The following is a 21481-nucleotide window of genomic DNA, read 5'->3' as shown; positions in this document are numbered from 1 at the left end:
CGAACACGGAAGTTAAGCTCTTCAGCGCCGATGGTAGTCGGGGGTTTCCCCCTGTGAGAGTAGGACGCCGCCAAGCTGTCTTAACCCAGTTCATGATGAACTGGGTTTTTTATATGAAAGATCACATAGATATAAAAAGCTAATGCCTTTGAAAGGCATTAGCTTTTTTGTTTACATTGATTTTGCTTTGCTGTTGTGCTGTTGAAGATTGTTTGATTTTATTGTTTCGAGCATTCTTAAACTGAACACAATCAACAGCATAAGGAGCATCAGTGCAGTAAACAGCCAGAACGCAGTTTGTACGGGATATTCATCTAAGCTCCAACCGACGGCGATCGGAAGGAGTGAACCTCCTAATCCGTTTGAAGCGAGCAGAATACTGGTAGTCGTTTCTGTCTTTCCGGGATAAAAATGATTCGTGATGATTAGGGCTATTGCAAACATGCCTGCCATGAACAGCCCTAAAAAGAAGCAAAGGACAAAACCGAACCATACGTTTTTGCTTAATGCTAATACAGTAAGTGCAGCCAGACCGCCAATGCTTATGAGACGGAGATAACGGTGATATGTCAGCTTTTCTGATACCGGGCCTGTTAATAACCTACCGATGATCATCCCCGTCCAATACACAGTAACTGTTATCGTTGCCAAAGAGTTGGGGATATCCCATTTCTCAGCGAAGATGGAGGGGATAAAATGTACAATGGAAACTTCACTGCCGCCGTAAAAGAAGAAATAAGCACCCGCCAAGGCAATAAACAGCAATCCGTGTGACCGATAACCGGTGCTTTGTTTTTTAGTGTCATCGGAAGAGACCTCTTTGCGGATGAGAAGCTGATCAATACTGCCGAAACTCATCTGCTTCCATGCGATTAAGAGTGCAAAACTGGATAACCCTAATACTAAAAAAGCAATTGTCCACATGTGGTTGTTGATAAGAAAGCCTGAGAGCAGAGGCATGAACAGCGCACCTAATCCGTAGGCCACTTCCATCTTGCTCATGGCCACAGCCTGTCTTTCTTTAATAGCGGTGAGGATGATCGTGCCTACACAGGATTCCACCAATCCGGCGCCAAGCCCTGCGATGCTGACGAGAAGAAAGAGCAGCGGCCAGGGCGGCAGGAAGGTGATGAACATTTCACAGCTGATGAGTGCCAGGCCAAAGATAACGACGTTTTTGCGCCCAAGCTTTTTCACCATGTAAGGCATTCCGATGACACCGATGAGAAAGCCCATGAACTGAGAGAAGACCAATACTCCGCCATTACTGTAGCTTTGTGAATAATGTGTGAGTAACTCAGGCAGTACGGCTCCCAGAATAACAAGTGTAAAAGCAATCGATCCATAAGAAAAACAGCTTATCCACAGCAGACGAGTTTTCATCATTTTATCTCCTTATTGGTAAAATCATATTTCTCTCTACTCGTATGACATGATGTTTTTACAAAAAATCCAAGTATTGTTACTATATCACATAACTTTTTCTCGTACATCCATTATGGTAACGTTAACAGATTGTTAACATTTTTTACAAGAAAGATCGTTGACATTATTTTCAATAATTTATACGATAAAAAGCGAAATTCTAATAATTTCATAGGGGTGGTATTTGTGGGAACGAAGGAAATCACGAATCCAGACAGCTTGTATTACAGTGTTGACGATGTAGTAATGGAGCGCGGAGAAGGGATTTACCTGTACGATCAAGAGGGAAATGAGTACATTGATTGCGCCTCTGCCACGTTTAACTTGAATTTAGGATACGGTAACAAAGAGGTCATTGATACGGTTAAAGAACAAGCCGATAAGCTGATCCATGTAACATCATCTTTTCAAACAGACGCCGTAAATAAACTGGCAGAAAAACTAGCAGAAATCGCCCCCGATAATCTCACAAAAGTACACCCTAAAGTCAGCAGCGGTTCCGGTGCAAATGAAGGAGCTATTAAAATGGCTCAGTATTACTCCGGAAAAACCGATGTCATCTCCTTATTTCGAAGCCACCTCGGACAAACGTATATGACTTCCGCTTTGTCCGGCAACTCATTCAGAAAAGAACCTTTCCCGCCGCAAATTTCTTTTGGCCTGCAAGTCCCCGATCCCTATTGCAGCCGCTGTTTTTATAATCAGAAACCTGATTCATGCGGTATGCTGTGCGTAGAAAGAATTAATGATTTTATTGAGTATGCGAGCAATGGAAAAATTGCCGCCATGATTATTGAACCGATATCCGGAAACGGTGGAAACGTCGTTCCGCCTAAAGAGTATTTTAAACAGTTGAGAAAGCTTTGTGATGAACATGATATCGCTCTGATTTTTGATGAAATTCAGACCGGGTTCGGACGGACGGGTAAAATGTTTGCCGCGGACCACTTCGATGTGAAACCTAATATGATGACGGTAGCAAAGGGGCTCGGGGGCACAGGCTTCCAAGTCGCCGCCACTCTGACGGAGGACAAGTATACCGGGCTTCCGGGGTATACGCACTCCTTCACATACGGCTCAAATGTGATGGCCGCCGCTGCCGCTTGTAAAACCATAGATATCATGCAGCGACCGGGATTTTTGGAAAATGTAACGACGGTCGGTCATTATATTATGGATCGCTTAGAAACGATGAAAGAGGATTTCGCTTTTATTTCTGAGGTAAGAGGCGTCGGTCTTATGATCGGCGTGGAGATTGTTAAAGAGAACAATGAACCGGATGTGGAGCTGACCAATTATATTGCAAAACGGGCAATGGATTACGGGCTGATTCTCCGGACATCCCGTTACGGCTTCGGAAATGTCTTTAAAATCCGTCCGCCTTTAACCATAACACTTAGTGAAGCCGAAGTGCTCTGCTACAGACTTCGCAAGCTATTGGAGGAAATCAAGTGAGAGACTATATCATTGAGCTTGGACAATTTGTTTATCAAAAGGTGAAAAATCAAAAAGGCACGCTGAAAAACCGGCTCGTAAACGGCTATTCTCCGGGAGGCGACGCCCAATTTAACATAGACGCCGCTGCTGAGGAGGCGGTGCTGGATTATATTCAAGAAAAGGGCCATCCGGTTGCTTTTTACACGGAGGATGGCGGCCTGAAGCTGATTGGAGAAGATCCGCAATATATTTTAATTGTAGATCCGATAGACGGAACGCGCCCGGCTGCCGCGGGACTTGAAATGTCGTGTATTTCGATTGCGCTTGCTTCGTATAAGCCAAACGCAAAGATTAAGGATATCGAATTTGCTTTTTTACTTGAATTGAAATCAGGCGCTTATATGTACGGTGATATATACAGCGATGCCATTCATTTTGAAGGGTATCATGGAGAATTGCCGAATTTGAGCGAAGTGCGGGATATTAAAAATATGTTTTGGAGCCTTGAATTTAACGGGCATCCGGCGCAGCTGATGACGGACGCATACGGCCATCTGATTGACCAGTCGGCCAATAATGGCGGGGTTTTTGTTTTCAACAGCGCTTCTTATTCGATTTCACGAATTATCACGGGGCAGATGGATGCTTATGTGGATATCGGCAATCGTCTGCTGAAAGATGATCCGAAGCTGCTTTCAGATTTTCAGCAGGTCGGGAACGGACAGGTGTTGCATTTGTTTCCTTATGATATTGCCGCAAGCGTCTTTTTGGCGAAGAAGGCGGGAGTGGTCATTACGGATGCATACGGCCGGTCTTTGGACGAAACACTTCTGACAGATTTAAGTTATCAGAATCAGCAATCATGTATTGCGGCATCAACGAAGGAGCTTCATCAAACATTGTTAGACCAAATCCGCTGGGGCAGAAAGGAAGAGAAATATGAAGGCGTTGGTCTGGACTCCTAATGATAAGCTTGAATATCAAGAGGTGGACGAGCCTCAAATTCGGAAATCCAATGATGTGAAAGTGAAAATTTTCGGCACCGGTATCTGCGGAACGGACTTAAATGTGCTGAAAGGAAAAATGAATGCAACCCATCATATGATTATGGGGCATGAATCGGTGGGAGCGGTCGTGGAAATCGGACCGGACGTGACAAATGTAAAAGTCGGAGACCGGGTCGTGATAGATCCTACACAGTTTTGCGGGAAATGTCATTATTGCCGGAGAGGGCTGACGTGTTATTGCGAAACCTTCGAGGATTGGCAGCTCGGAATCGGGGCGCACGGAACGTTTGCGGAATATTACGTGGGGGAAGACAGGTTCATGTACAGAATTCCGGATTCAATGGAATGGGAGCGGGCCACATTGGTTGAGCCTCTCTCCTGTGTGCTGAATGTTGTGGACAAGGCTTCGATTCAGCCGGAGGACTCGGTCTTGGTTTTGGGGTCGGGACCGATCGGACTGCTTGTGCAAATGATGGTGAAAAAACTGGCGCGGTTGACGGTTGCGACTGAAATAGGCAGTTTCCGAAGCGAGGTGGCAAGCCGGATATCTGATTATGTCTACCACCCTGAAGCATTAACCGTGGATGAAGTGAAACGGATTAATCAAGGAAGAAAATTTGATGTGATTTTTGACGCAATCGGCAATCAGCTTGATTGGGCTTATCCTTTTATTGAAAAGGGAGGCAGAATCGTGCCGATGGGCTTTGATGATACGTATGAGATGACGGTCAGGCCGTACCAGCTGCTGTCAAACGGCGTAACGATTGTGGGCACAGGTGAAGCCCGCCAGATCATGGAAGCCGCGTTAGCATGCGCGTCCGACCTTCCGCAGCTCTATGATTTTATTACGGAAAAGACGGAACTGAAGAATTATGAAGAAGCCATTGATCATCTCATGGGCATCGACCCGGTGACAAAAGAAAGAAAGGATATCAGCGCAATAAAAACGATTCTTGTGTCTGATCCGGAACTTTTATAAAAGCGGAAACGGCTCCAGTGAGAGTCGTTTTCTTTTCTTATTTATACGGTCTTGCACATTTCTTTAAAGTTTAATATGATACTCTTTGTTAACAATTCCTTTCCTCAACGACATTATACTCTGAGCGTGTCCTCTTTTTCCCCGTAAGCTTGCCTCATATTCCCCAGATGAAAATCAATGTTTCCAACTGATAGGGTGCGGATTTTTATAGTGAAAAGGAGTCGTTATCATTTGAAAGATTATACGTTACAGCAGCAATGGTTCGGGAATGTCCGTAAAGACATTCTGGCCGGTATTCTGGTTGCCCTCGCTCTGATCCCTGAGGCGATCGGATTTTCAATTATTGCAGGTGTCGATCCGATGGTCGGCCTTTATGCATCATTTTGTATCGCGATTATTATTTCTATCTTCGGCGGCAGACCGGGAATGATTTCAGCCGCTACGGGTTCAATGGCGGTTGTCATGGTGACATTGGTGGCTGATTACGGGCTGCAGTATTTGTTTGCGGCAACCATTTTGACAGGTATTATTCAATTTATTCTTGGTGTCAGTAAAATAGCGAAATTGATGAAATTTATTCCGCGTTCGGTCATGATCGGATTTGTGAATGCTTTGGCGATCTTGATTTTTTCTGCGCAGCTGCCGCAGTTCAAAGGAGCTTCATGGGTCATGTACGCCATGCTTGCCGGATCACTGGCTATCATATATCTATTGCCGAAGGTTACGACGGCTGTGCCGTCTCCGCTGGTGGCGATTATTGTCATGACGATCATTGCGGTGGTCTTCCATGCGGATGTCCGCACGGTCGGTGATATGGGCAGGATCACAAGTTCACTTCCGCATTTCTTGATACCGGATGTCCCGTGGACGTTTGAGACATTGCGGATTATTTTCCCGTATTCTCTGGCGCTTGCATTCGTCGGATTGCTTGAGTCATTGCTGACAGCCCAGATCATTGATGAAATGACGGATACGGATAGTGATAAGAACAAAGAAAGCCGCGGACAAGGCATCGCCAATATTGTGAACGGATTTTTCGGAGGCATGGCCGGATGCGCCATGATCGGCCAGTCTGTCATTAATACGAAAGCCGGCGGACGCGGCCGGTTATCGGCTTTTACGGCCGGCGCGTTTTTAATGTTTTTAATTGCCGTATTAAGCGGTATCGTCGTGAAAATTCCGATGGCTGCGCTGGTGGCCGTGATGGTTATGGTGTCCATCGGCACGTTCGACTGGTCATCGATTAAAGGTTTGCGGAAAGCGCCCCTTACTGATTCGATCGTTATGGTTATTACCGTCGTGACGGTCGTCCTGACAAATGATTTATCAAAGGGTGTCTTCGCGGGTGTGCTGCTAAGCGCGATCTTCTTTACGGCTAAAATTTCTAAGCTGAAGATTGTGTCACATTCCGAACAGAAAGATGTCAGAACTTATAAGGTAACGGGACAGATCTTTTTTGCTTCCGTGTCTGAGCTCATGAATGCCATCGTTTATGATGAAGACGTGAAGCGGATTGTCATTGATTTGACCGATGCCCACGTGTGGGATGATTCGGGAGCGGCGGCTCTTGAGAAAATTGTCGCCAAATGTAAAGAATACGGAATTGAGGCTGAATTAAAGGGATTAAATCAGAAAAGCCGAGATTTAATGAAACAAATGGCATAGAATTTGTGAAGTCCGGATGAATATATCCGGGCTTTTTTTCGGTTAAATTTGCCGGGGTGCATTGTTATAATGAATGAGACTTGAAAACCGTATATAGGAGACTTGCATATGATGTGGCTTCAGAAGTTGAACCAAGTGTTGGGGAGAATCATGCCGCTTTTGACTCCGTCAAGTGTGGCGGCGGGTGTGCTGTTATCTCAGCATATCAGCTGGATGGCCGGCGCTGTGCCGTGGATATTTGCATTTATTACATTTACGGGCAGTCTGAGTGCCAATTTTCATTCGCTGAAGCGCAGTATCGAGAAGCCGCTACCGATGATCATGGCATTGTTTGTTCTGCATATTTTCATGCCTGTTTTTGCATGGGGAAGCGGCCATCTGATTTTCAGCGGTGACCCTTTAACTGTGACGGGGCTGATTATGGGTGTGGTGATTCCGACCGGAATTACGAGTTTGATTTGGGCTGCGATGTATAAGGGGAATGTTGGATTGACGCTGTCTATTATCCTGGTTGATACCGTGCTTTCTCCTTTTATCGTACCGTTAAGCCTGTCTGTCCTGGCCGGGGCGAATGTTCAGATGGATGTGTGGGGAATGATGAAAGGGCTGGCGGAGATGGTGGTGATTCCATCCATCGCAGGGATGATAGTCAACCAGTTTTCCCCGCCGGTAAGGACTCAGGCAATAAGCCGGTCGCTGTCTCCTTTTTCAAAAATCTGTCTGATGATTGTCATTGCCATTAACAGTTCGGAAATCGCGCCGTATGTCACGCACGTGGATATCAAATTTGCGGGCATCGCAGGCATGGTATTTTTTATTGCCATGACGGGTTATGCCGTGGCATGGCTGATCGGAAGGCTGATGAAGCGGAGCCAGGATGAAATTGTGTCTCTGATTTATACGGGGGGCATGCGCAATATCAGCGCTGGAGCCGTTCTCGCCGTGTCTTTTTTTCCGTCTCAAGTGGCGGTTCCGGTCGTCATCGGGATGCTTTTTCAGCAAATCCTTGCAGCTTTGTTCGGCTATTTGCTGAGACGCTTTGAACTTAAGCCGGTCGTGATGAAGTATGAAAAAAACCGCTCAGCTACGTGAGCGGTTTTTTCCGTACAGCCAGCTTAGTGCTGCATTGAATTGTCGTTTGAATGCTTCTTGATGGTGCACGGCGTCCTCTTCAACAGTGAAAGAGAGCTGAGATTGAGAAAAGCCTTTTTCCCTCAGGCTTTCATGCACGTCTTTATTTTGTCGGATCATGTTGTTTTGGATGTTGTTTTTATGCTCAGCTTCGCGGCTGCCGACAGACATATAGATACGCCGCCGTGCCGGACGCAAAGATGCGGAGCGGACATAATCTGCTGATTTTTCATACCAGAAGGAACCGGAAATACAACCGATTCTGCCGAATGTTTCAGGCTTTTGTAGCATCGCGTATATCGAAAACAGTCCGCCTAATGACGCGCCGATCAGTCCTCTCGTTTCCGGATGTGCAGAAATGTGATGCATATCTTCAACAGTGGGAATGATGACATTTGTCAGCTCCTCGAGAAAGAGCCTCCCTTTGCCGCCGAAATCATGAAACGCAGGGCTCAGGGAGGGCGCGGGCCACGGCGTGTACTCATCGAGCCTGTCAGCCGGTTTGATGCCGATGAAAATCAATTCGGGAAGTGTTCCGTTCGCAAATTGGGATTCAAGCTTATCCATCTGTTCTAAAAACAAAGAACCCCCGTCCAGTACGTACACACAGGGTAAAGCCCCTGTTTGAACCGAATAGGAGGGAGGAAGATACACAGTGCATTCCTTTCCGTTTATCCGGTGTTCTGTAAGGGTGCCTCTCATGCATCCAGCCCCTTCTTTTGCTTAAACAGAAGAAAAAAGAAATAAGGAACGCCGAGAATCGCAAGAATAATTCCCGCCGGCACTTCTGAAGGCTGAAAGAACAATTTGCCCGCAAAGTCGGCGGATATGACGAGGAGCATACCGACCAATCCGCTGACCGGTAATGAGTATCTGTGCTCAATCCCGGCGAGCCTGCGGGAAATATGGGGCGCGATCAGTCCGACAAATGCCATGCTGCCCGCTGCGGTTACACATGCGCTGATCAAAGCGATGCAGGCAATGAGTAAAATCGTTTTTTCTTTATTGGTTGAAACACCGAGGCTTTTCACCGTGTCCTCATCGAAACGAATGGTATCCAGCAATGACGTTTTCGCCATAAGCAGAGGAATGAACACGATCAGCCACGGAAGGATCGCCGTAATGGTCATCCAGTTTGCCGACCAGATGCTGCCGTTTTTCCAAACCATCGCCATCTCATAATCCTGCGGGTCCATTTTTAATGAAAGAAATAAAGACAGCGCGCTGAATCCGGAATTCATGGCGATCCCGACGAGAATAATTCTGCCCGATTCCAGATGCCCCCGGTGCCAGGCGAAAATATAGATCAGCACGGCCGCCATCAATCCTCCGATGAGGCCGAAGACAGGCATACCCATCGCAGAGGCAAGTGCCGTCGCTTCAGATTGTCCCTGAAACAGAAGCATAAACGTGACGATTCCGGCTCCGGCTCCTGCATTAATGCCCAAAATACCGGGATCGGCAAGACCGTTTTTGGTAATGGCCTGAATAACGGCTCCGGCTATCCCCAATCCGAGCCCGATGGCAGCAGCCATGACAATGCGCGGCAGCCTCAGCTGAAACAGCAAAATATCATATTGCGGATTCGGATGGATGCGGAAAAGGGTACTGAGCAGTTCACCCGGCTTTGCGGAAAAAGAACCGCTTGTCATGCTGAAATAGCTTACGAGCAATATGAGAGCAATCAGAATGATATAAATTCCGGCCATTTTACGCACCACGCTGATCCCCTCCTTTTCTTTTAATCAAATAAAGAAAGAAAGGAACACCGATGATAGAAGTGACAACTTCAATAGGCGTCTCAAACGGATAATTGATGAATCGGCTGGCAAGATCGCAAAGGGTCAGGAAGACGCCGCCGATGATGCACGCGCATGGGATCAGCCTGCTGTAGTCCGATCCGACGAGAAAACGTGTGATGTGCGGAACGACCAAACCGACAAATGCAATTTTTCCGGCGAGTGCCACCGAGCTTCCGGTCAATATGACAACGGCCGCCATCGCCATGAGTTTGATGGTTCTTTTCTGCTGTCCCAGACTTTTTGAAATGTCGTCTCCTAATGATACGGCAGTGACCTTTTTGCTGAGAATCATGGCCGTGATGATTCCGATCGCAAAAAACGGGACGGCCAGTTTCAAAAAATCAGGGTTCATTTGATGCAGTCTCGCACTGTACCAAAAACTGAGATCCTGCGAAATTTGAAAATAAATCGAAAGCGCAGCCGACAGACTGCTGAGAAGCATACTGGTCACCGTTCCGATGATGGCAAGCTGCACCGGGGTAAAACCGCCGGGAAGAATGGAGGCCAGCCCGAAAACAAGAGCGGCGCCGAATGCGGAACCGATAAACGAGTATATGATCATTTCAATGGATGTCGATTGAGGGAGCAATACCATGCAAAGGGTGATGATAAAAGCGGAGCCGTCCGACACACCCATGATCGAAGGCGAGGCCAGATAGTTCCGTGTGATTCCCTGCATGAGCGCTCCGGAAACAGCAAGGGCGGCGCCGATAAACATAGCGCCGGCAGCCCTCGGGATTCTTGAATGCCATATGATCTGATGGTCGGTATTCTCCGGATTAAAGTGCAGCAATGCGGAGAACACGGTATGGATGTCAAGCTGCTTTGCGCCGTATAAAACGGAAAGCAGCAGTGACAGAACAATGGCAATCGGTGAAGCAATGATAATCATGTGTGTCCGCCGTTTTGCATACATGTGAAAAACCTACTCTTTATTAGTCTTGAGTCAATTTGTCAGCCGCAACCTGTAAGAAGCTGATTTTACTCCACGCGGTTCCGCCTTGGGCTAATGGATCAATCGTATTGACGTATACATGGTCTTTTTTGACTGCCTTCAGGCTCTTCCAGATCGGATTTTTCTCTAAGTCTTTCAAAGCGTCCGGCTTATCTGCGTTTTCGTCATCAGAGAATTGTACGAAGATGTGGTCAGGGTTCATTTCGCTTAATTTTTCAAGAGAAATCAGTTCCTGCGCTTTCGCCGCTTTGACTTCGTCCGGCGCCTTCAGGCCTAAATCACCGTAAAGCGTGGAGTTGAAATATACTTGTTCAGGATAAATATAAATATTGCCTTGTCTGATTCTGATGACCAGCGCGTTTGACTGTTTCGCTTTGCTGTTGATCTTTGTTTTTGTCTTTTTCAGGTCCTGTTCGTAATCTGCGATGATTTTTTTCGCTTTTTTCTCTTTATCTGTAAGCTGGGCGAGCAGCATCATGTTTTCTTTCCAGTTTGATGAGATATGAGAGACAGGGATCGTTTCAGCGGTGCCGCTCAATTTTTTCAACGTTTTTTCCGGGAATTTGGTTGATGCCAGAATGACGTCCGGCTGCAGCTCAAGAATTTTTTCCATATTCGGCTGCATTTTTTCTCCCGTAGATACGGATTTATCTGTAATATCTTTAAACAGTTCCGGGAATTTGCCGGAGAAAGAAATTGCTCCTGCCGGATGAACGTCAAGCAATTTGGCGTCTTCCATTGATTCTACGCTGCCTGTAATGGCGATTTTGTCAGTCGGCGCTTTGACTTCATATGTTTTTCCGAGATATTCGATTTTCTTTTTATCTGAAGAAGCGTCCTTTCCTTTACTTGCTGTATCAGATGTTTCTGAGCTTCCGCAAGCCGCGGCCGTGAAAGCCAAAAGCAAAATCATGAAAGCGAATGCCAATTTCTTCATCTATTGTTCCTCCTGTTCAATTGATAACTATTATCAATTGGAATTATAGAGAATGAACAGGGATAAGACCATGGATAATTTCCGGCATTACCATGGACGATCTTCGGATAAAATGGAAATGCTTTGCTCGATCATCCGCTGATGTCCGCTTGGAGAATATTCAATCCACGGGTCAGATGATATGGGAAACACGCGTTTATCGCTGACGGCTCTAAGGTTCTGCCATATCCCGGTCTGCTGAATCCGCTGAAAATAACGAAGCGTTTCCGGTTCTTTACAAGTGAAAAGCATGATGCAGTCAGCCTGGCAATCCGCCAGCATGTCCAAGGAAATCTTTTCGTCAGGAGCAAAAGATTCCGGTTTTGCGGAGGCAAAGCCTAAATCACCGAAGAAGACATCCTCAATACTGTTGTTATGGGCGATGTACATATTTTCTTTATATACACGGACAAATAAGAACCGCTGATGCCGCACGTGTTTCAGAGCATCTTTCGCTGAATGGGCGAGACTTTGATAAGCTTTAAGCCAGTGCCGCGCTTCCTGCTCTTCATTCAAATATGCGGCTGTGCGAAGAAACTGGTCTCTCCAATTCTCTTGAGCCGGAAGGTAAAAAACGTCAGTGATGTCATTCAGGCGCTGTTTTTCTTCTTCACTGACAGAATCAAGACTGAAAATGATGTCCGGGGCAGCTTGGGAAAGCGTGTGCAGGTTCTCTTCCCAATTTGCATTATAGCGGTAAGCACTCAGGTGAACCGGAATATCGGAAGAGAATTGTTTGTAATAATAGGCCGTCCATTTCGGGTGCAGCGCCGCAGCATAAGGCACGTGATGCAGAGGAATCAGATGCCCCATCGTTTCTTTTCCGTACGCGGCCATTTTTGTGCGCCTTTTTTTCATATAGCTTGTAGGTGAGCTGCCGGTATGTTTTTTAAAGATGCGGCTGAAATAAAATTCGTCTTGGTAGCCGATTTGATGAGCGATTTCCCGCAGTTTGCAGTTTGCCTTGGCCATCAGTTTTTTCGCATTGGTTATGCGGATGTCTGTGATATATTCAGTTACGCTCTGCCCGTATAGTTTTTTAAAGGTTTCACTGTAATGCTTGGGACTGATTCCCGCCATATGAGCGAGCTGGGTGAGCGTGATTTTTGTGTCGGACTGAGTATGTATGAATTGTTTTGTCTGTTCGATCGCCGCTTTCGTATTATTTTGATGGCATACTTTTGCAGCATAAAGGTCGTACATCAGCTGCTGAAAGTCGGCTGTATATTTCATTTTCTGCAATGCATCCGCCGATCGCACGTTTTCAGAAAGTGACTGAAGCCGGCTTGTCAAATGATCAACCGTTTGTAAATTCATTTGCTGAAGTCCGTGGAAGATGTCTTCCCCGTTATCCGGAAGCATCGCTTCATCATCTGATGAATAGGAGAAAACACGGAGTCTGACGATATACAAATGGATGCCGCCTGACGGTATAGGGGCAATATTGAATGTCTCATCACAAGGACAGATGTAGAGCGTTTCCTTCTGCAGCGGAAAGCTGTCTGTTCCGATATCAATTTGTCCCTCGCCTTTCACATGAAAGATCAATACGGGGGAATCAGTGAGCTGATGCTCTGACAGAAGGTCGGCTGTTTTTTTTACGGAGATGATATCAATGGGCTGAAAGAATAATATGTTTTTCATGAGAAACCACCTTTTAGGAAACATTCATTTAAATGATAACTGTTATCATTTAAATTGTACCAAATAAATGAATGTTTTCCTATAAAAAGCGGAAATGTGAAATGCGTCAAAATGTTACACGTGTAACACGAATGTTGTCAGTATATGAGGTATTGTTTTCTTATAGTTTTGAATTGGTCCAGCCGGCGTTGATATGTGCCGGTGATGTCTTCAATGGAAGTGCCTTTTTCTATTTTTTTGCGTACCCAGCCGTTACCGATCAGCTTGTCAAAAGAGCCTGTCGGCAAGAATGAAAAGTCATTCGGATATAAGTCATGCATGGTTTTCAGAATGGAAAGCCCTGTTTTTGCCGCTTCAAATGTGTTTCTGTTTGTTACGTAAACTTGTACGCCGTGGCACAGTTTGCCCTGGTGCTTGGAGAAGCTGGGGATAAATGATGCGGCTCTGAAGGTGACGCCCGGAAGCTTGAGACTGTTCAGGCGTTCTTCGAGCTCGGTGCTTTTCATATAAGGCGCGCCGATCAGTTCAAACGGCTTTGTCGTGCCCCTTCCTTCGGATACGTTTGTGCCTTCGATTAGTCCTGTCGCCGAATATGCGAATATGCTGTCCGGGGTCGGGATATTAGGCGAAGGGAGGACGAACGGCAGACCGGTATCTTCAATCGTCATCGTCCGCTTCCAGCGCTTCATTTTTACGACGGTGAGGTCGGCGCCAATATGAAACTCTTTATTGAATAAAAGAGCAAGCTCACCGATCGTCATGCCGTGCTTCAACGGGATCGGATACAGTCCGACAAATGAAGCGTAATCCGGTTCAAGAACCGGACCGTCCGGATTTCGTCCGCCTTGCGGATTCGGCCGGTCCAATACATAAAAAGGTATGCCTTTTTCTTTTGCCGCTTCCATGGCATAGGCCATTGTATAAATGTAGGTGTAGTATCGCGTTCCGACATCCTGAATATCGAAAATCAGTACATCTGTATCTTTCAGTATGTCAGGCGTCGGTTTCCTCGTTTCCCCGTACAGGCTGTAGACGGGAAGCCCTGTTTTTTCGTCTATATAGGATGTGACTTTGTCTCCGGCCTGAGCATCGCCGCGGACACCGTGCTCCGGTCCGAATAATGCCGTCAAGTGGATGTCTGGTGCCTCATACAGCACGTCAACGCTGCTTTTCAATGAATTGTTCACACCGGTCGGGTTGGTGATCAGCCCGACCCTTTTTCCCTTCAGTTCCTGTTTATAATCTTTCAGCAGGCGGTCGATGCCTGTTTGGATGCTTGGTTTCTTGGTGGTATGAAGGTTTCTGTCAGAAGCCGCCGAGACTGCCGTCATAGCACTGATGACGACTAATCCGGCAAGAAGCGCAGCCGTTTGTGTTTTCATGATCAGTCCTCCTGTTTAAAGCGGTTTTCCGGTCTTCAGATTGATACCGAAACCATAAGGATACAGTGTCGTTCCCGGATGCGTGACGGAAGGAATGTCAGCGGGCAGCCTGCCTTGCGGTGTTGTCTGTCCGAATATCGCTTCAACGCCTGCCGGAATGTTTGGCTGGAGAAATTGTCCGTCTGTATATCCTTTAAAGCCGTAGACTGCGATAAGGGCTTCAGCTTCTTCAAAGTTCGCAGCGTCATATGGATTACGCAGGCTCATCAGCACAAAGGGTTTTTGGTTCGATTGTGCGGCTTTCATGACGGCCCGCGGAAATGCAGTCGTCCACTTGCCGGGATCTGTGACGGAATCGTCAATCACGCCGTCGTTTACGACAGGATCATTTTTCACAACATATGAGCCTGTAATCACGTAATCAGCGTCAGATATCTGCTTTTTGTGTTCATCATGAAATGTACGCTCGGCGAAGTTCATTTTACTGATGGTTACCGGCCGGATTTTTTTCTTTTTGATGAGCTGCCGAATGGTTTGTTCCATTGACGCTGTTTGATCTTCATATGGAGCGGCAATGAGAACGCGGCTGTTCTTTTTTGGTTTGAATGGGAGCGTGCGGTTTTTGTTTTGTAAGACGGTGACGGACCTTTCCGCGATTTGTTTTTCAGCTTTCAGGTGATTTTTGCTGCCGACGGTTTTCTTTGCTTTTGCAATCTTCTTTTTCAGATTTGTCTCTTTCGGTGCGGGATATATCCCTCGTTTTATTTTCAGGGAAATGATGCGTTCCGCTGATTTGTTAATTTGCTGCAGCGGAATTTCCCCTTTTTGTACCGCCTTTTTTAAAGCGGAATGAACCCGGGCAAAGCGGTTTTCTGTTTGCAGCGATGTCACTTGGGCCGGCATCAGGGCAATATCGACTCCTGCTTTTACTGCCATGACGACCGCCTCTTCCTGGCCGAAATGATCGGCAATGGCTTTCATATTTAATGCATCCGTGACGATGACGCCGTTAAAGCCCATTTCCTCACGGAGAAGATGAGTCATCACTTTTTTCGAGAGCGTGGCGGGTACGAGGATGTCTGAACCGTCCAGCTTGCTTTTATAGGTTGTATCGTCAAACGCGGGAAATTGCACATGGGCTGTCATGATCATATCAGCTCCGGCCTGAATGGCCTTCCGGAACGGATAAAGTTCAATCTGACGCAGCCTTTCTTGATTGTGGGTGACAAGCGGAAGACCGTAGTGGCTGTCGACATCCGTGTCGCCGTGTCCCGGGAAATGTTTGACGGCGGCAGCGACATCCTGCTTTTGCTGAGCCTTCATTGAGGCAAGACCGAGTGAAGCTGTCAGATCTCGGTCTGAACTGAACGACCTGACGCCGATGACAGGGTTTCCGGGATTATTATTGATATCGAGAACGGGAGCGAAGTTCGTATTAATGCCCAGTGCTTTCAGTTCTTTCCCGATAATGGCGCCGGTCTGGGACGCGTAGGCTGTTTTTCTAGCGGCTCCGAGCGCCATATTGCCTGGGAAATGAGTGCCCTCACCAAGTCTAGTTACGATGCCGCCCTCCTGATCAATGCTTAATAATAGCGGAATGTCAGGGCTCGCCTTTTGAAAGGCATCTGTCAGGCGTACCGTTTGTTCAGTGTTTTTTACATTTTCTGCAAATAAGATAACGCCGCCGAACCGGTACTTTTGAATAAGCCCTGCGACTTCGTCATTCATTTGGGTAAGAGCCTCAGGTGATGACTGCCCCTTTTTTTGCCAATTGCGAAAATCAGGCATGAGCATCTGCCCTAATTTTTCATCTAATGTCATACGGGATACCGCTTGTTCCGCCTGTGACGGAATGTCCGGTTTTGTCGATACATGATGCGTGCCGAAAACAATGAACAACAGTAATACAGCTGAGATGACAAGTTTCATGATGGTGCCCTCCTGCCTTCATAGTTTGGACAAAAGACATGGGTTGTCATTCAATGGCTTCATAAATCGTTTTTATGACGCTGCCGTAGCTTCCGGTCGGAAAAAGATCCCCTTCAAAAACATTCGGGTTTTCACCGGGACTGACGACGGGGGAATGCTTTTTATTGGTCAAAAGTGCTATCCCCAGCTTATAAGCGGGATCAATAATCGTGACGGTGCCGGTCCATCCCGTATGGCCATATGCCTGCCTGCTTGCATAAGGGCCGAACATCCACTCCATATCCGGGCTGCCGTTTTTCCGCCAGCCGAGAGCGAAAGTCGGATCAGAGGATGCCGCCGTTGTGAACAAATCGGCTGTTCTTTTATTGAAGAGAGAAACGTGTTTATAACTGCCTCCGTTCAGCATGACTTGAAGAAGGACGGCCATATCATCAGCTCTGGAAAACAGCCCGGCGTGACCGGACACCCCTCCCATTGAGTAAAATGCTTTTTCATCGTGAACTTCCCCCTGCAGTGTATACGCCCTGATGTGAGGGAAATGGATGACTCCGTCACGTGTGTTGCCTAAACGTTCAGTAGCTGCGAATGCTTTTTCTTTAAAGCCTTTTTGCAGCGGGTTGAACAGTGTGTGCGTCAGTTTCAGCGGTTTGTACAGTTCTTGTTCCGCATAGGCATCAAGGGTTTTTCCGGTTATGTTTTCAATGATGCAGCCGAGAAGCATGTAACCGATATCGCTGTATACGTGTTTTGTTCCCGGTTTGTATTCAAGCGGGATTTGGGTGAGAAAACGGATCGTTTTATCCCGTTCTTGTGAATACAAAGGGCCTGCGGTGTCCGGCTGATAGAAATAAAAGCTTGCCGGCAAACCGGATTGATGCTGGAGCACATCGATGACGCGAATGCGGTCTTTTTCTTGAATCGGATCGCTTTTTCTGTCTTTGAAATCAGGAAGGTAAGCCGAGACTTTTTGATACACATCAAGCTTTCCCTGGCTGACGAGTCGCTGTAATGCAAAATTCGCCGCGTACATTTTTGTATTGGAAGCTAGATCAAACATGGTTGATGTTTTCATTTTTTTCGGACGGGATAAAAGGGTGTTCCCGTCATATTTTTTGCTGTAGCCGTATGCTTTCTTTTTGATCACCCGTCCGTCCTTTACGACGACGAGGACGGCTCCGGGGAATCCTGCTGCGATGTCTTTTTCAATCATTTGATCAACCTTTCTGAGCTTTGCTGCGTCGTATAATTTGGCTTGGGCTTCGGCTTTGTGCTGCGGCAGAAAAGAGAGGCTGATGACCATTGTGAGTATGGCGGCTGTCAGTGTTTTCATATTCTGATCCCTCCCGGTTTATTCAAATTCAGCAGCCATGTCATCCTTAAATCCGAACGCATAAGTGAAGACAAAGCCCGCCGCGTAAGAGATGAAGAGACCGATGATATACAAAACGATTTGAGCCGGCTGTACGAGAAACGAGAGCGGAAGGCCGGAGACACCGATTGAAAAAGTAGCCACCTGAAAATGGGCTTGAAAGGCGCCGCCGATTCCCGCCCCTAAACACGCCGTTAAAAACGGCCGGCCGAGCGGGAGCGTGACGCCGAAGATGAGCGGCTCTCCGATTCCGAGCAGACCGGATGGAAGTCCGCCGCCGATCGCTCTTTTCAATGAGGCTTTTTTTGTTTTCATAAAGATGGCGAAGGCCGCCCCTACCTGACCCGCGCCTCCCATCGCGAGAATCGGAAGAAGCGGGTCATCTCCGATTGATCGGATTAATTCCAAATGTACGGGGGTCAAGCCCTGATGCAGGCCGGTGACGACAAGCGGCAGGAAGGCGGCTCCCAGTACAAACCCTGAGAGCACTCCCCCGACATTCAGAAGCGACAATAAACCTGATGTAATCAGATCAGAAATAAAACCGCCTGCAGGGATAAAAACGACATATGTCACCAGCCCGGTGATAAGTAAAGACAATGTAGGCGTGACGATAATGTCGATGGATTGATGGACGTACTTTCTGATAAACCGTTCGGTATAAGCGATAAAAACCGCAGCGAAAAGAACGCCGATTAATCCTCCCCTGCCAGGGAGCAGATTCTCTCCGAACAAACTGATATTGGCGATCTCAGGGTTAAGGATCAATATGCCCGCAAGGCCGCCCATCGCGGGAGTCCCGCCGAATTCCTTCGCCGCATTGATGCCGACAAGGACGCCGAGGTATGCGAATAAGCCTGAACCGATAACCGTTAAAATAAGTGCGATTTGGGATTCTTTCGGGAGCCAGCCGGCCTGAATGACGGCTTTCGTAATACCGGTGATTAAACCTGATGCAATGAGTGCGGGAATAAGGGGAATGAAGATGCTTGATATTTTTCTCAGAAACAGTGTGATGGGTGTGGTGTTTTTTCTGTTGAGATCGGCTTTTTTCCGTGAGGCGGCTTCTTTTAAATCAATGTTTTTTCCGGATGACATAAGTTTTGCGAAAGCGTCGGCGACATGATTGACGACACCCGTGCCGAGAATGATCTGCAGTGTTTCGGCTTCGACGACGCCTATTACCCCGTCAAGCCGTTTCAGCGCTTCAATATCCGTTTTGTCCTGATCTAAAGGTGTAATCCTCAGGCGTGTCATACAGTGGGTAAAGCCTGAAATATTCGATGAACCGCCGCAATTGTCCAGGATATCTTTGGCCAGTGACTGATAAAATGCCTCTTTGCTCATGGAGATCCTCCTTTGTCCGTACGATTTTTCCCGGGGAGCTGTGTCTGAAACGCGTCCTAAACGCGCCTGCGCCGATCATGAAAACGGCGCGGGCTCGTAAAAGCACATTATTTTTCACCAAAGAACGATCAGCGTTCTTTTTCTTTTGAAACGTGCTGTTCTATGGCTTTGTCAATGAAGCCTTCTGCTTCTTTCAGCAGTGCCTTCGCGTGTGTTTCGTCTGAATTCGTCTTCAGCATGACGATTGCCGTTTTGACATGGCTGCCTGCGGCCTCAAGCGTTTCTTTTGCCTTGTCGTACGGAACGCCCGTGATGCTTTGGATAATGCCGATTGCGCGTTCTTTCAATTTTTCGTTGCTGACATGAACGTCCACCATTAAATTTTCGTACACTTTGCCGCTTTTGATCATCACGGCCGTGGAAATCATGTTCAGAATCATTTTATGTGCCGTCGCCGCTTTCATTCGTGTTGACCCTGTAATCACTTCGGGGCCGACGACGACTTCAATGCTGTGATCGGCAAAGGTGCTGATCAATGAGTCCTTATTGCATGTGAGCGCGACGGTTTTGGCGCCGATTGTTTTTGCGTATTTCAGCGCACCGGCCGCATACGGCGTGCGCCCGCTTGCCGCGATGGCGATCACGGTGTCTTCTGCGGTAAGCCCGATCGTTTTGAGATCGAGAGCGCCGGTTTCCTCGCTGTCTTCTATACCTTCAGCCGCTTGCAAAAAGGCGTCTGCTCCTCCGGCCATCAGACCGATGACAGTGTCGGGACTTACGCTGTATGTAGGCGGGCATTCAACCGCATCCAGTACACCGAGTCTGCCGCTTGTGCCCGCTCCCGCATAAATCAGCCTGCCGTTTCGCCGTAAGGACTGATGGGCGAATTGAACGGCAATCTGAATATCGGGCAGCACCTGCTGAACGGCTTCAGCCACTTTGAAATCCTCTTGGTTAATGCTGCGGAGAATTTCCATCGTGTCTGCTTGATGGATTGAAGCGGTCTGCGGATTTCTGGTTTCTGTGGTCAATCTGTGAATGTTAAGCCGGTCTGTCATGATTGTACCCTCCCAAGTCGTTAATACTTGAAGTATATGGGCTTCTGAATAGATGTTTCAAGAAAAATCGGCAGGGATGAGATGAATAATCAAGCGCTTTCACAAAAAATGATGCAGAATGTGCTGTTCGCCGATGGGGCCGATCCTGCGACGACCTTTATCAATAAAACCGGAAGACCGGTACAGGTTCTTTGCACGATGATTGCGATGGTTTACAGCAAGCACGATTTCATCACACCAAGGAAAGTAATTTGCGACAAAAGCGGGGAGCTGCAGCATCGCTTGTTTGGCATAACCTTTTCCCTGATGCGGCGCATGTAAGGACAGCGCACTCAGCAAAATGGCAGACACATTGTTCGAATATGGGGCAATGGTTTCTTTTGAGGTATGTAAAATAAAAAAACCGACGGGGCGGTCTTCTTTTAAAATGACTGTCGGGTAGCGATCCCGGATGACAAGAGCCTGCGGCAGGACATCTATCGGCAGAGCTGTGAACTTTTTATCTTCTTCACTCAGCACAAACCCGTTCAGTCCGTCTGCATGCTCCGGTTTATAAAAGGACAGGGCTACATCCATGATATCTACTCTCCTTTTTTATAATTGATCCAATTCATCTTCTGATAGAACACGGAAGCCACCCCGTTTTAAAAGAGCGGAAGTGATGCCGTCTCCGATTATTTTTTTTCCTGAGAAAGTGCCGTCATAGATAAAGCTGCTGCCGCAGGACGGACTGTTTTCTTTAAGGATGATCGTTGCGGCGCCTATTTCTTTTGCGTATGCTAATGTTTTTTCCGCGCCGTCCATATATAAAGCCGTAACGTCTTCGCCTGATGCCGTTACGATTCTTGCTGTTCCGTTCAGCACGTCTTCGCCCGTGCCGCCGATGATTTCCGCCGGTTCGCGGGGAGTGGTGAAGCCGCCCAAAAGTTCGGGGCAGACCATAACAGCTTTCTTTTCTTCTACGAGTCTGCGGATTTTTTCCGAAGCGGCGTGAGAGCCGTTATACCTGCATTCGATACCGCCGAGACAAGAGCTGACTAAGATCATCTGTGTCCATTCCCTTCAATATTTTGATACTTTCATCATAAATGAAATAAGAGAGGAGGGATGAGTTTTTCAGTTAAAAAACGGGTAAAAAAGTTTGAAAATAAAAAAAATAATTTTCCTCTTTACAAATGGGGCACAACCTGTATATAATAACTTTTGTCAGCTCGACGCGGACACAACGGCCCGTTGGTCAAGCGGTTAAGACACCGCCCTTTCACGGCGGTAACACGGGTTCGAATCCCGTACGGGTCATATGGAGGATTAGCTCAGCTGGGAGAGCATCTGCCTTACAAGCAGAGGGTCGGCGGTTCGAGCCCGTCATCCTCCA

The 21481-nt window shown here is 47.2% G+C and carries 18 protein-coding genes, 2 tRNA genes and 1 rRNA gene; 8 read left to right on the top strand and 13 right to left on the bottom strand.

Annotation, left to right across the window (positions count from 1 at the left end):
- Window positions 1-76 (top strand): 5S ribosomal RNA (gene rrf / locus G9F50_RS20895); the annotation flags it as partial.
- A 95-nt stretch (window positions 77-171) separates the two neighbouring features.
- On the opposite strand, the gene G9F50_RS20035 is transcribed toward rrf, so the two are convergent.
- On the bottom strand, window positions 172-1383 hold the full coding sequence (locus tag G9F50_RS20035) for an MFS transporter (RefSeq protein ID WP_185670515.1): 1212 nt from the start codon (window positions 1381-1383) through the stop codon (window positions 172-174).
- Between the two features lie 228 nt (window positions 1384-1611).
- Here G9F50_RS20035 and G9F50_RS20030 point away from each other — a divergent pair, with 228 nt between their 5' ends.
- The 5 genes from G9F50_RS20030 to G9F50_RS20010 all read left to right on the top strand — a co-directional run bounded on the left by G9F50_RS20030 (window position 1612) and on the right by G9F50_RS20010 (window position 7605).
- A complete protein-coding gene (locus G9F50_RS20030) occupies window positions 1612-2880 on the top strand; it encodes an aspartate aminotransferase family protein (protein WP_029326112.1) in 1269 nt (422 codons plus the stop codon).
- Window positions 2877-3827, top strand: coding sequence for an inositol monophosphatase family protein (locus G9F50_RS20025; RefSeq protein ID WP_060562965.1), 951 nt, complete (start codon window positions 2877-2879; stop codon window positions 3825-3827). Before G9F50_RS20030 ends, G9F50_RS20025 begins: the two co-directional genes overlap by 4 nt.
- Window positions 3802-4848, top strand: coding sequence for a zinc-dependent alcohol dehydrogenase (locus tag G9F50_RS20020; protein ID WP_060562968.1), 1047 nt, complete (start codon window positions 3802-3804; stop codon window positions 4846-4848). The genes G9F50_RS20025 and G9F50_RS20020 overlap by 26 nt, the downstream gene beginning before the upstream one ends.
- Before the next feature lie 231 nt (window positions 4849-5079).
- Window positions 5080-6513 carry a SulP family inorganic anion transporter gene (locus G9F50_RS20015; protein ID WP_165417784.1) on the top strand — a complete coding sequence of 478 codons (1434 nt, stop codon included), beginning with the start codon at window positions 5080-5082 and terminating at the stop codon, window positions 6511-6513.
- Window positions 6514-6663: 150 nt separating this feature from the next.
- Complete coding sequence (locus G9F50_RS20010; RefSeq protein ID WP_094031904.1) at window positions 6664-7605, top strand: bile acid:sodium symporter family protein; 942 nt, start codon at window positions 6664-6666, stop codon at window positions 7603-7605.
- On the opposite strand, the gene G9F50_RS20005 is transcribed toward G9F50_RS20010, so the two are convergent.
- The 12 genes from G9F50_RS20005 to G9F50_RS19950 form a co-directional block, all read right to left on the bottom strand.
- Complete coding sequence (locus G9F50_RS20005; RefSeq protein WP_098080889.1) at window positions 7594-8346, bottom strand: alpha/beta hydrolase; 753 nt, start codon at window positions 8344-8346, stop codon at window positions 7594-7596. The genes G9F50_RS20010 and G9F50_RS20005 overlap by 12 nt on opposite strands.
- On the bottom strand, window positions 8343-9353 hold the full coding sequence (feuC, locus tag G9F50_RS20000; RefSeq protein ID WP_032870282.1) for an iron ABC transporter permease FeuC: 1011 nt from the start codon (window positions 9351-9353) through the stop codon (window positions 8343-8345). Before feuC ends, G9F50_RS20005 begins: the two co-directional genes overlap by 4 nt.
- Window position 9354: 1 nt before the next feature.
- Window positions 9355-10362 (bottom strand): FecCD family ABC transporter permease, encoded by a 1008-nt coding sequence (locus G9F50_RS19995; RefSeq protein ID WP_007408022.1) that lies wholly within the window; start codon window positions 10360-10362, stop codon window positions 9355-9357.
- A 19-nt stretch (window positions 10363-10381) separates the two neighbouring features.
- Window positions 10382-11338 carry an ABC transporter substrate-binding protein gene (locus G9F50_RS19990; RefSeq protein WP_003156778.1) on the bottom strand — a complete coding sequence of 319 codons (957 nt, stop codon included), beginning with the start codon at window positions 11336-11338 and terminating at the stop codon, window positions 10382-10384.
- A gap of 87 nt (window positions 11339-11425) precedes the next feature.
- Window positions 11426-13021 (bottom strand): bacillibactin transport transcriptional regulator Btr, encoded by a 1596-nt coding sequence (gene btr / locus G9F50_RS19985; RefSeq protein ID WP_165406583.1) that lies wholly within the window; start codon window positions 13019-13021, stop codon window positions 11426-11428.
- A 137-nt stretch (window positions 13022-13158) separates the two neighbouring features.
- Window positions 13159-14403, bottom strand: a complete 1245-nt coding sequence (locus G9F50_RS19980; protein ID WP_165406584.1) for an exo-beta-N-acetylmuramidase NamZ family protein — start codon at window positions 14401-14403, stop codon at window positions 13159-13161.
- 15 nt (window positions 14404-14418) lie between these two features.
- On the bottom strand, window positions 14419-16332 hold the full coding sequence (locus tag G9F50_RS19975) for a glycoside hydrolase family 3 protein (RefSeq protein ID WP_165406585.1): 1914 nt from the start codon (window positions 16330-16332) through the stop codon (window positions 14419-14421).
- 46 nt (window positions 16333-16378) lie between these two features.
- Entirely contained in the window at window positions 16379-17662 is a 1284-nt protein-coding gene (pbp4b, locus tag G9F50_RS19970; protein ID WP_060562978.1) for a penicillin binding protein PBP4B, read from the bottom strand.
- Window positions 17663-17680: 18 nt separating this feature from the next.
- A complete protein-coding gene (locus G9F50_RS19965) occupies window positions 17681-19048 on the bottom strand; it encodes a PTS transporter subunit EIIC (RefSeq protein ID WP_015239055.1) in 1368 nt (455 codons plus the stop codon).
- Between the two features lie 128 nt (window positions 19049-19176).
- Entirely contained in the window at window positions 19177-20106 is a 930-nt protein-coding gene (gene murQ, locus G9F50_RS19960; RefSeq protein WP_060562982.1) for an N-acetylmuramic acid 6-phosphate etherase, read from the bottom strand.
- A gap of 99 nt (window positions 20107-20205) precedes the next feature.
- Window positions 20206-20682, bottom strand: coding sequence for a GNAT family N-acetyltransferase (locus tag G9F50_RS19955; protein ID WP_007408015.1), 477 nt, complete (start codon window positions 20680-20682; stop codon window positions 20206-20208).
- A gap of 18 nt (window positions 20683-20700) precedes the next feature.
- A complete protein-coding gene (locus tag G9F50_RS19950; protein ID WP_165406586.1) occupies window positions 20701-21153 on the bottom strand; it encodes a 2-thiouracil desulfurase family protein in 453 nt (150 codons plus the stop codon).
- A 180-nt stretch (window positions 21154-21333) separates the two neighbouring features.
- Between G9F50_RS19950 and G9F50_RS19945 the strand changes: the two genes are divergently transcribed.
- Both G9F50_RS19945 and G9F50_RS19940 read left to right on the top strand, forming a co-directional pair.
- Window positions 21334-21405 (top strand) — tRNA-Glu (locus G9F50_RS19945).
- A gap of 3 nt (window positions 21406-21408) precedes the next feature.
- Window positions 21409-21481: transfer RNA gene (locus tag G9F50_RS19940), tRNA-Val, on the top strand.

It is taken from the genome of Bacillus sp. EKM206B (genome assembly GCF_011066015.1).
Classification (GTDB): domain Bacteria; phylum Bacillota; class Bacilli; order Bacillales; family Bacillaceae; genus Bacillus; species Bacillus velezensis.
The sequence above is the reverse complement of the archived record's forward strand: the minus strand, read 5'-3'. Positions and strand labels throughout refer to the sequence as shown.

What these genes read in the sequence shown, in the direction of transcription:
- G9F50_RS20035 (WP_185670515.1), bottom strand. Translation starts at nt 1,383, where the DNA reads ATGAAAACTCGTCTGCTGTGGATAAGCTGTTTTTCTTATGGATCGATT.
- G9F50_RS20020 (WP_060562968.1), top strand. Translation starts at nt 3,802, where the DNA reads ATGAAGGCGTTGGTCTGGACTCCTAATGATAAGCTTGAATATCAAGAG.
- G9F50_RS20010 (WP_094031904.1), top strand. Translation starts at nt 6,664, where the DNA reads ATGCCGCTTTTGACTCCGTCAAGTGTGGCGGCGGGTGTGCTGTTATCT.
- G9F50_RS20005 (WP_098080889.1), bottom strand. Translation starts at nt 8,346, where the DNA reads ATGAGAGGCACCCTTACAGAACACCGGATAAACGGAAAGGAATGCACT.
- feuC (WP_032870282.1), bottom strand. Translation starts at nt 9,353, where the DNA reads ATGGCCGGAATTTATATCATTCTGATTGCTCTCATATTGCTCGTAAGC.
- G9F50_RS19995 (WP_007408022.1), bottom strand. Translation starts at nt 10,362, where the DNA reads ATGTATGCAAAACGGCGGACACACATGATTATCATTGCTTCACCGATT.
- G9F50_RS19990 (WP_003156778.1), bottom strand. Translation starts at nt 11,338, where the DNA reads ATGAAGAAATTGGCATTCGCTTTCATGATTTTGCTTTTGGCTTTCACG.
- btr (WP_165406583.1), bottom strand. Translation starts at nt 13,021, where the DNA reads ATGAAAAACATATTATTCTTTCAGCCCATTGATATCATCTCCGTAAAA.
- G9F50_RS19980 (WP_165406584.1), bottom strand. Translation starts at nt 14,403, where the DNA reads ATGAAAACACAAACGGCTGCGCTTCTTGCCGGATTAGTCGTCATCAGT.
- G9F50_RS19975 (WP_165406585.1), bottom strand. Translation starts at nt 16,332, where the DNA reads ATGAAACTTGTCATCTCAGCTGTATTACTGTTGTTCATTGTTTTCGGC.
- pbp4b (WP_060562978.1), bottom strand. Translation starts at nt 17,662, where the DNA reads ATGAAAACACTGACAGCCGCCATACTCACAATGGTCATCAGCCTCTCT.
- G9F50_RS19965 (WP_015239055.1), bottom strand. Translation starts at nt 19,048, where the DNA reads ATGAGCAAAGAGGCATTTTATCAGTCACTGGCCAAAGATATCCTGGAC.
- murQ (WP_060562982.1), bottom strand. Translation starts at nt 20,106, where the DNA reads ATGACAGACCGGCTTAACATTCACAGATTGACCACAGAAACCAGAAAT.
- G9F50_RS19955 (WP_007408015.1), bottom strand. Translation starts at nt 20,682, where the DNA reads ATGGATGTAGCCCTGTCCTTTTATAAACCGGAGCATGCAGACGGACTG.
- G9F50_RS19950 (WP_165406586.1), bottom strand. Translation starts at nt 21,153, where the DNA reads ATGATCTTAGTCAGCTCTTGTCTCGGCGGTATCGAATGCAGGTATAAC.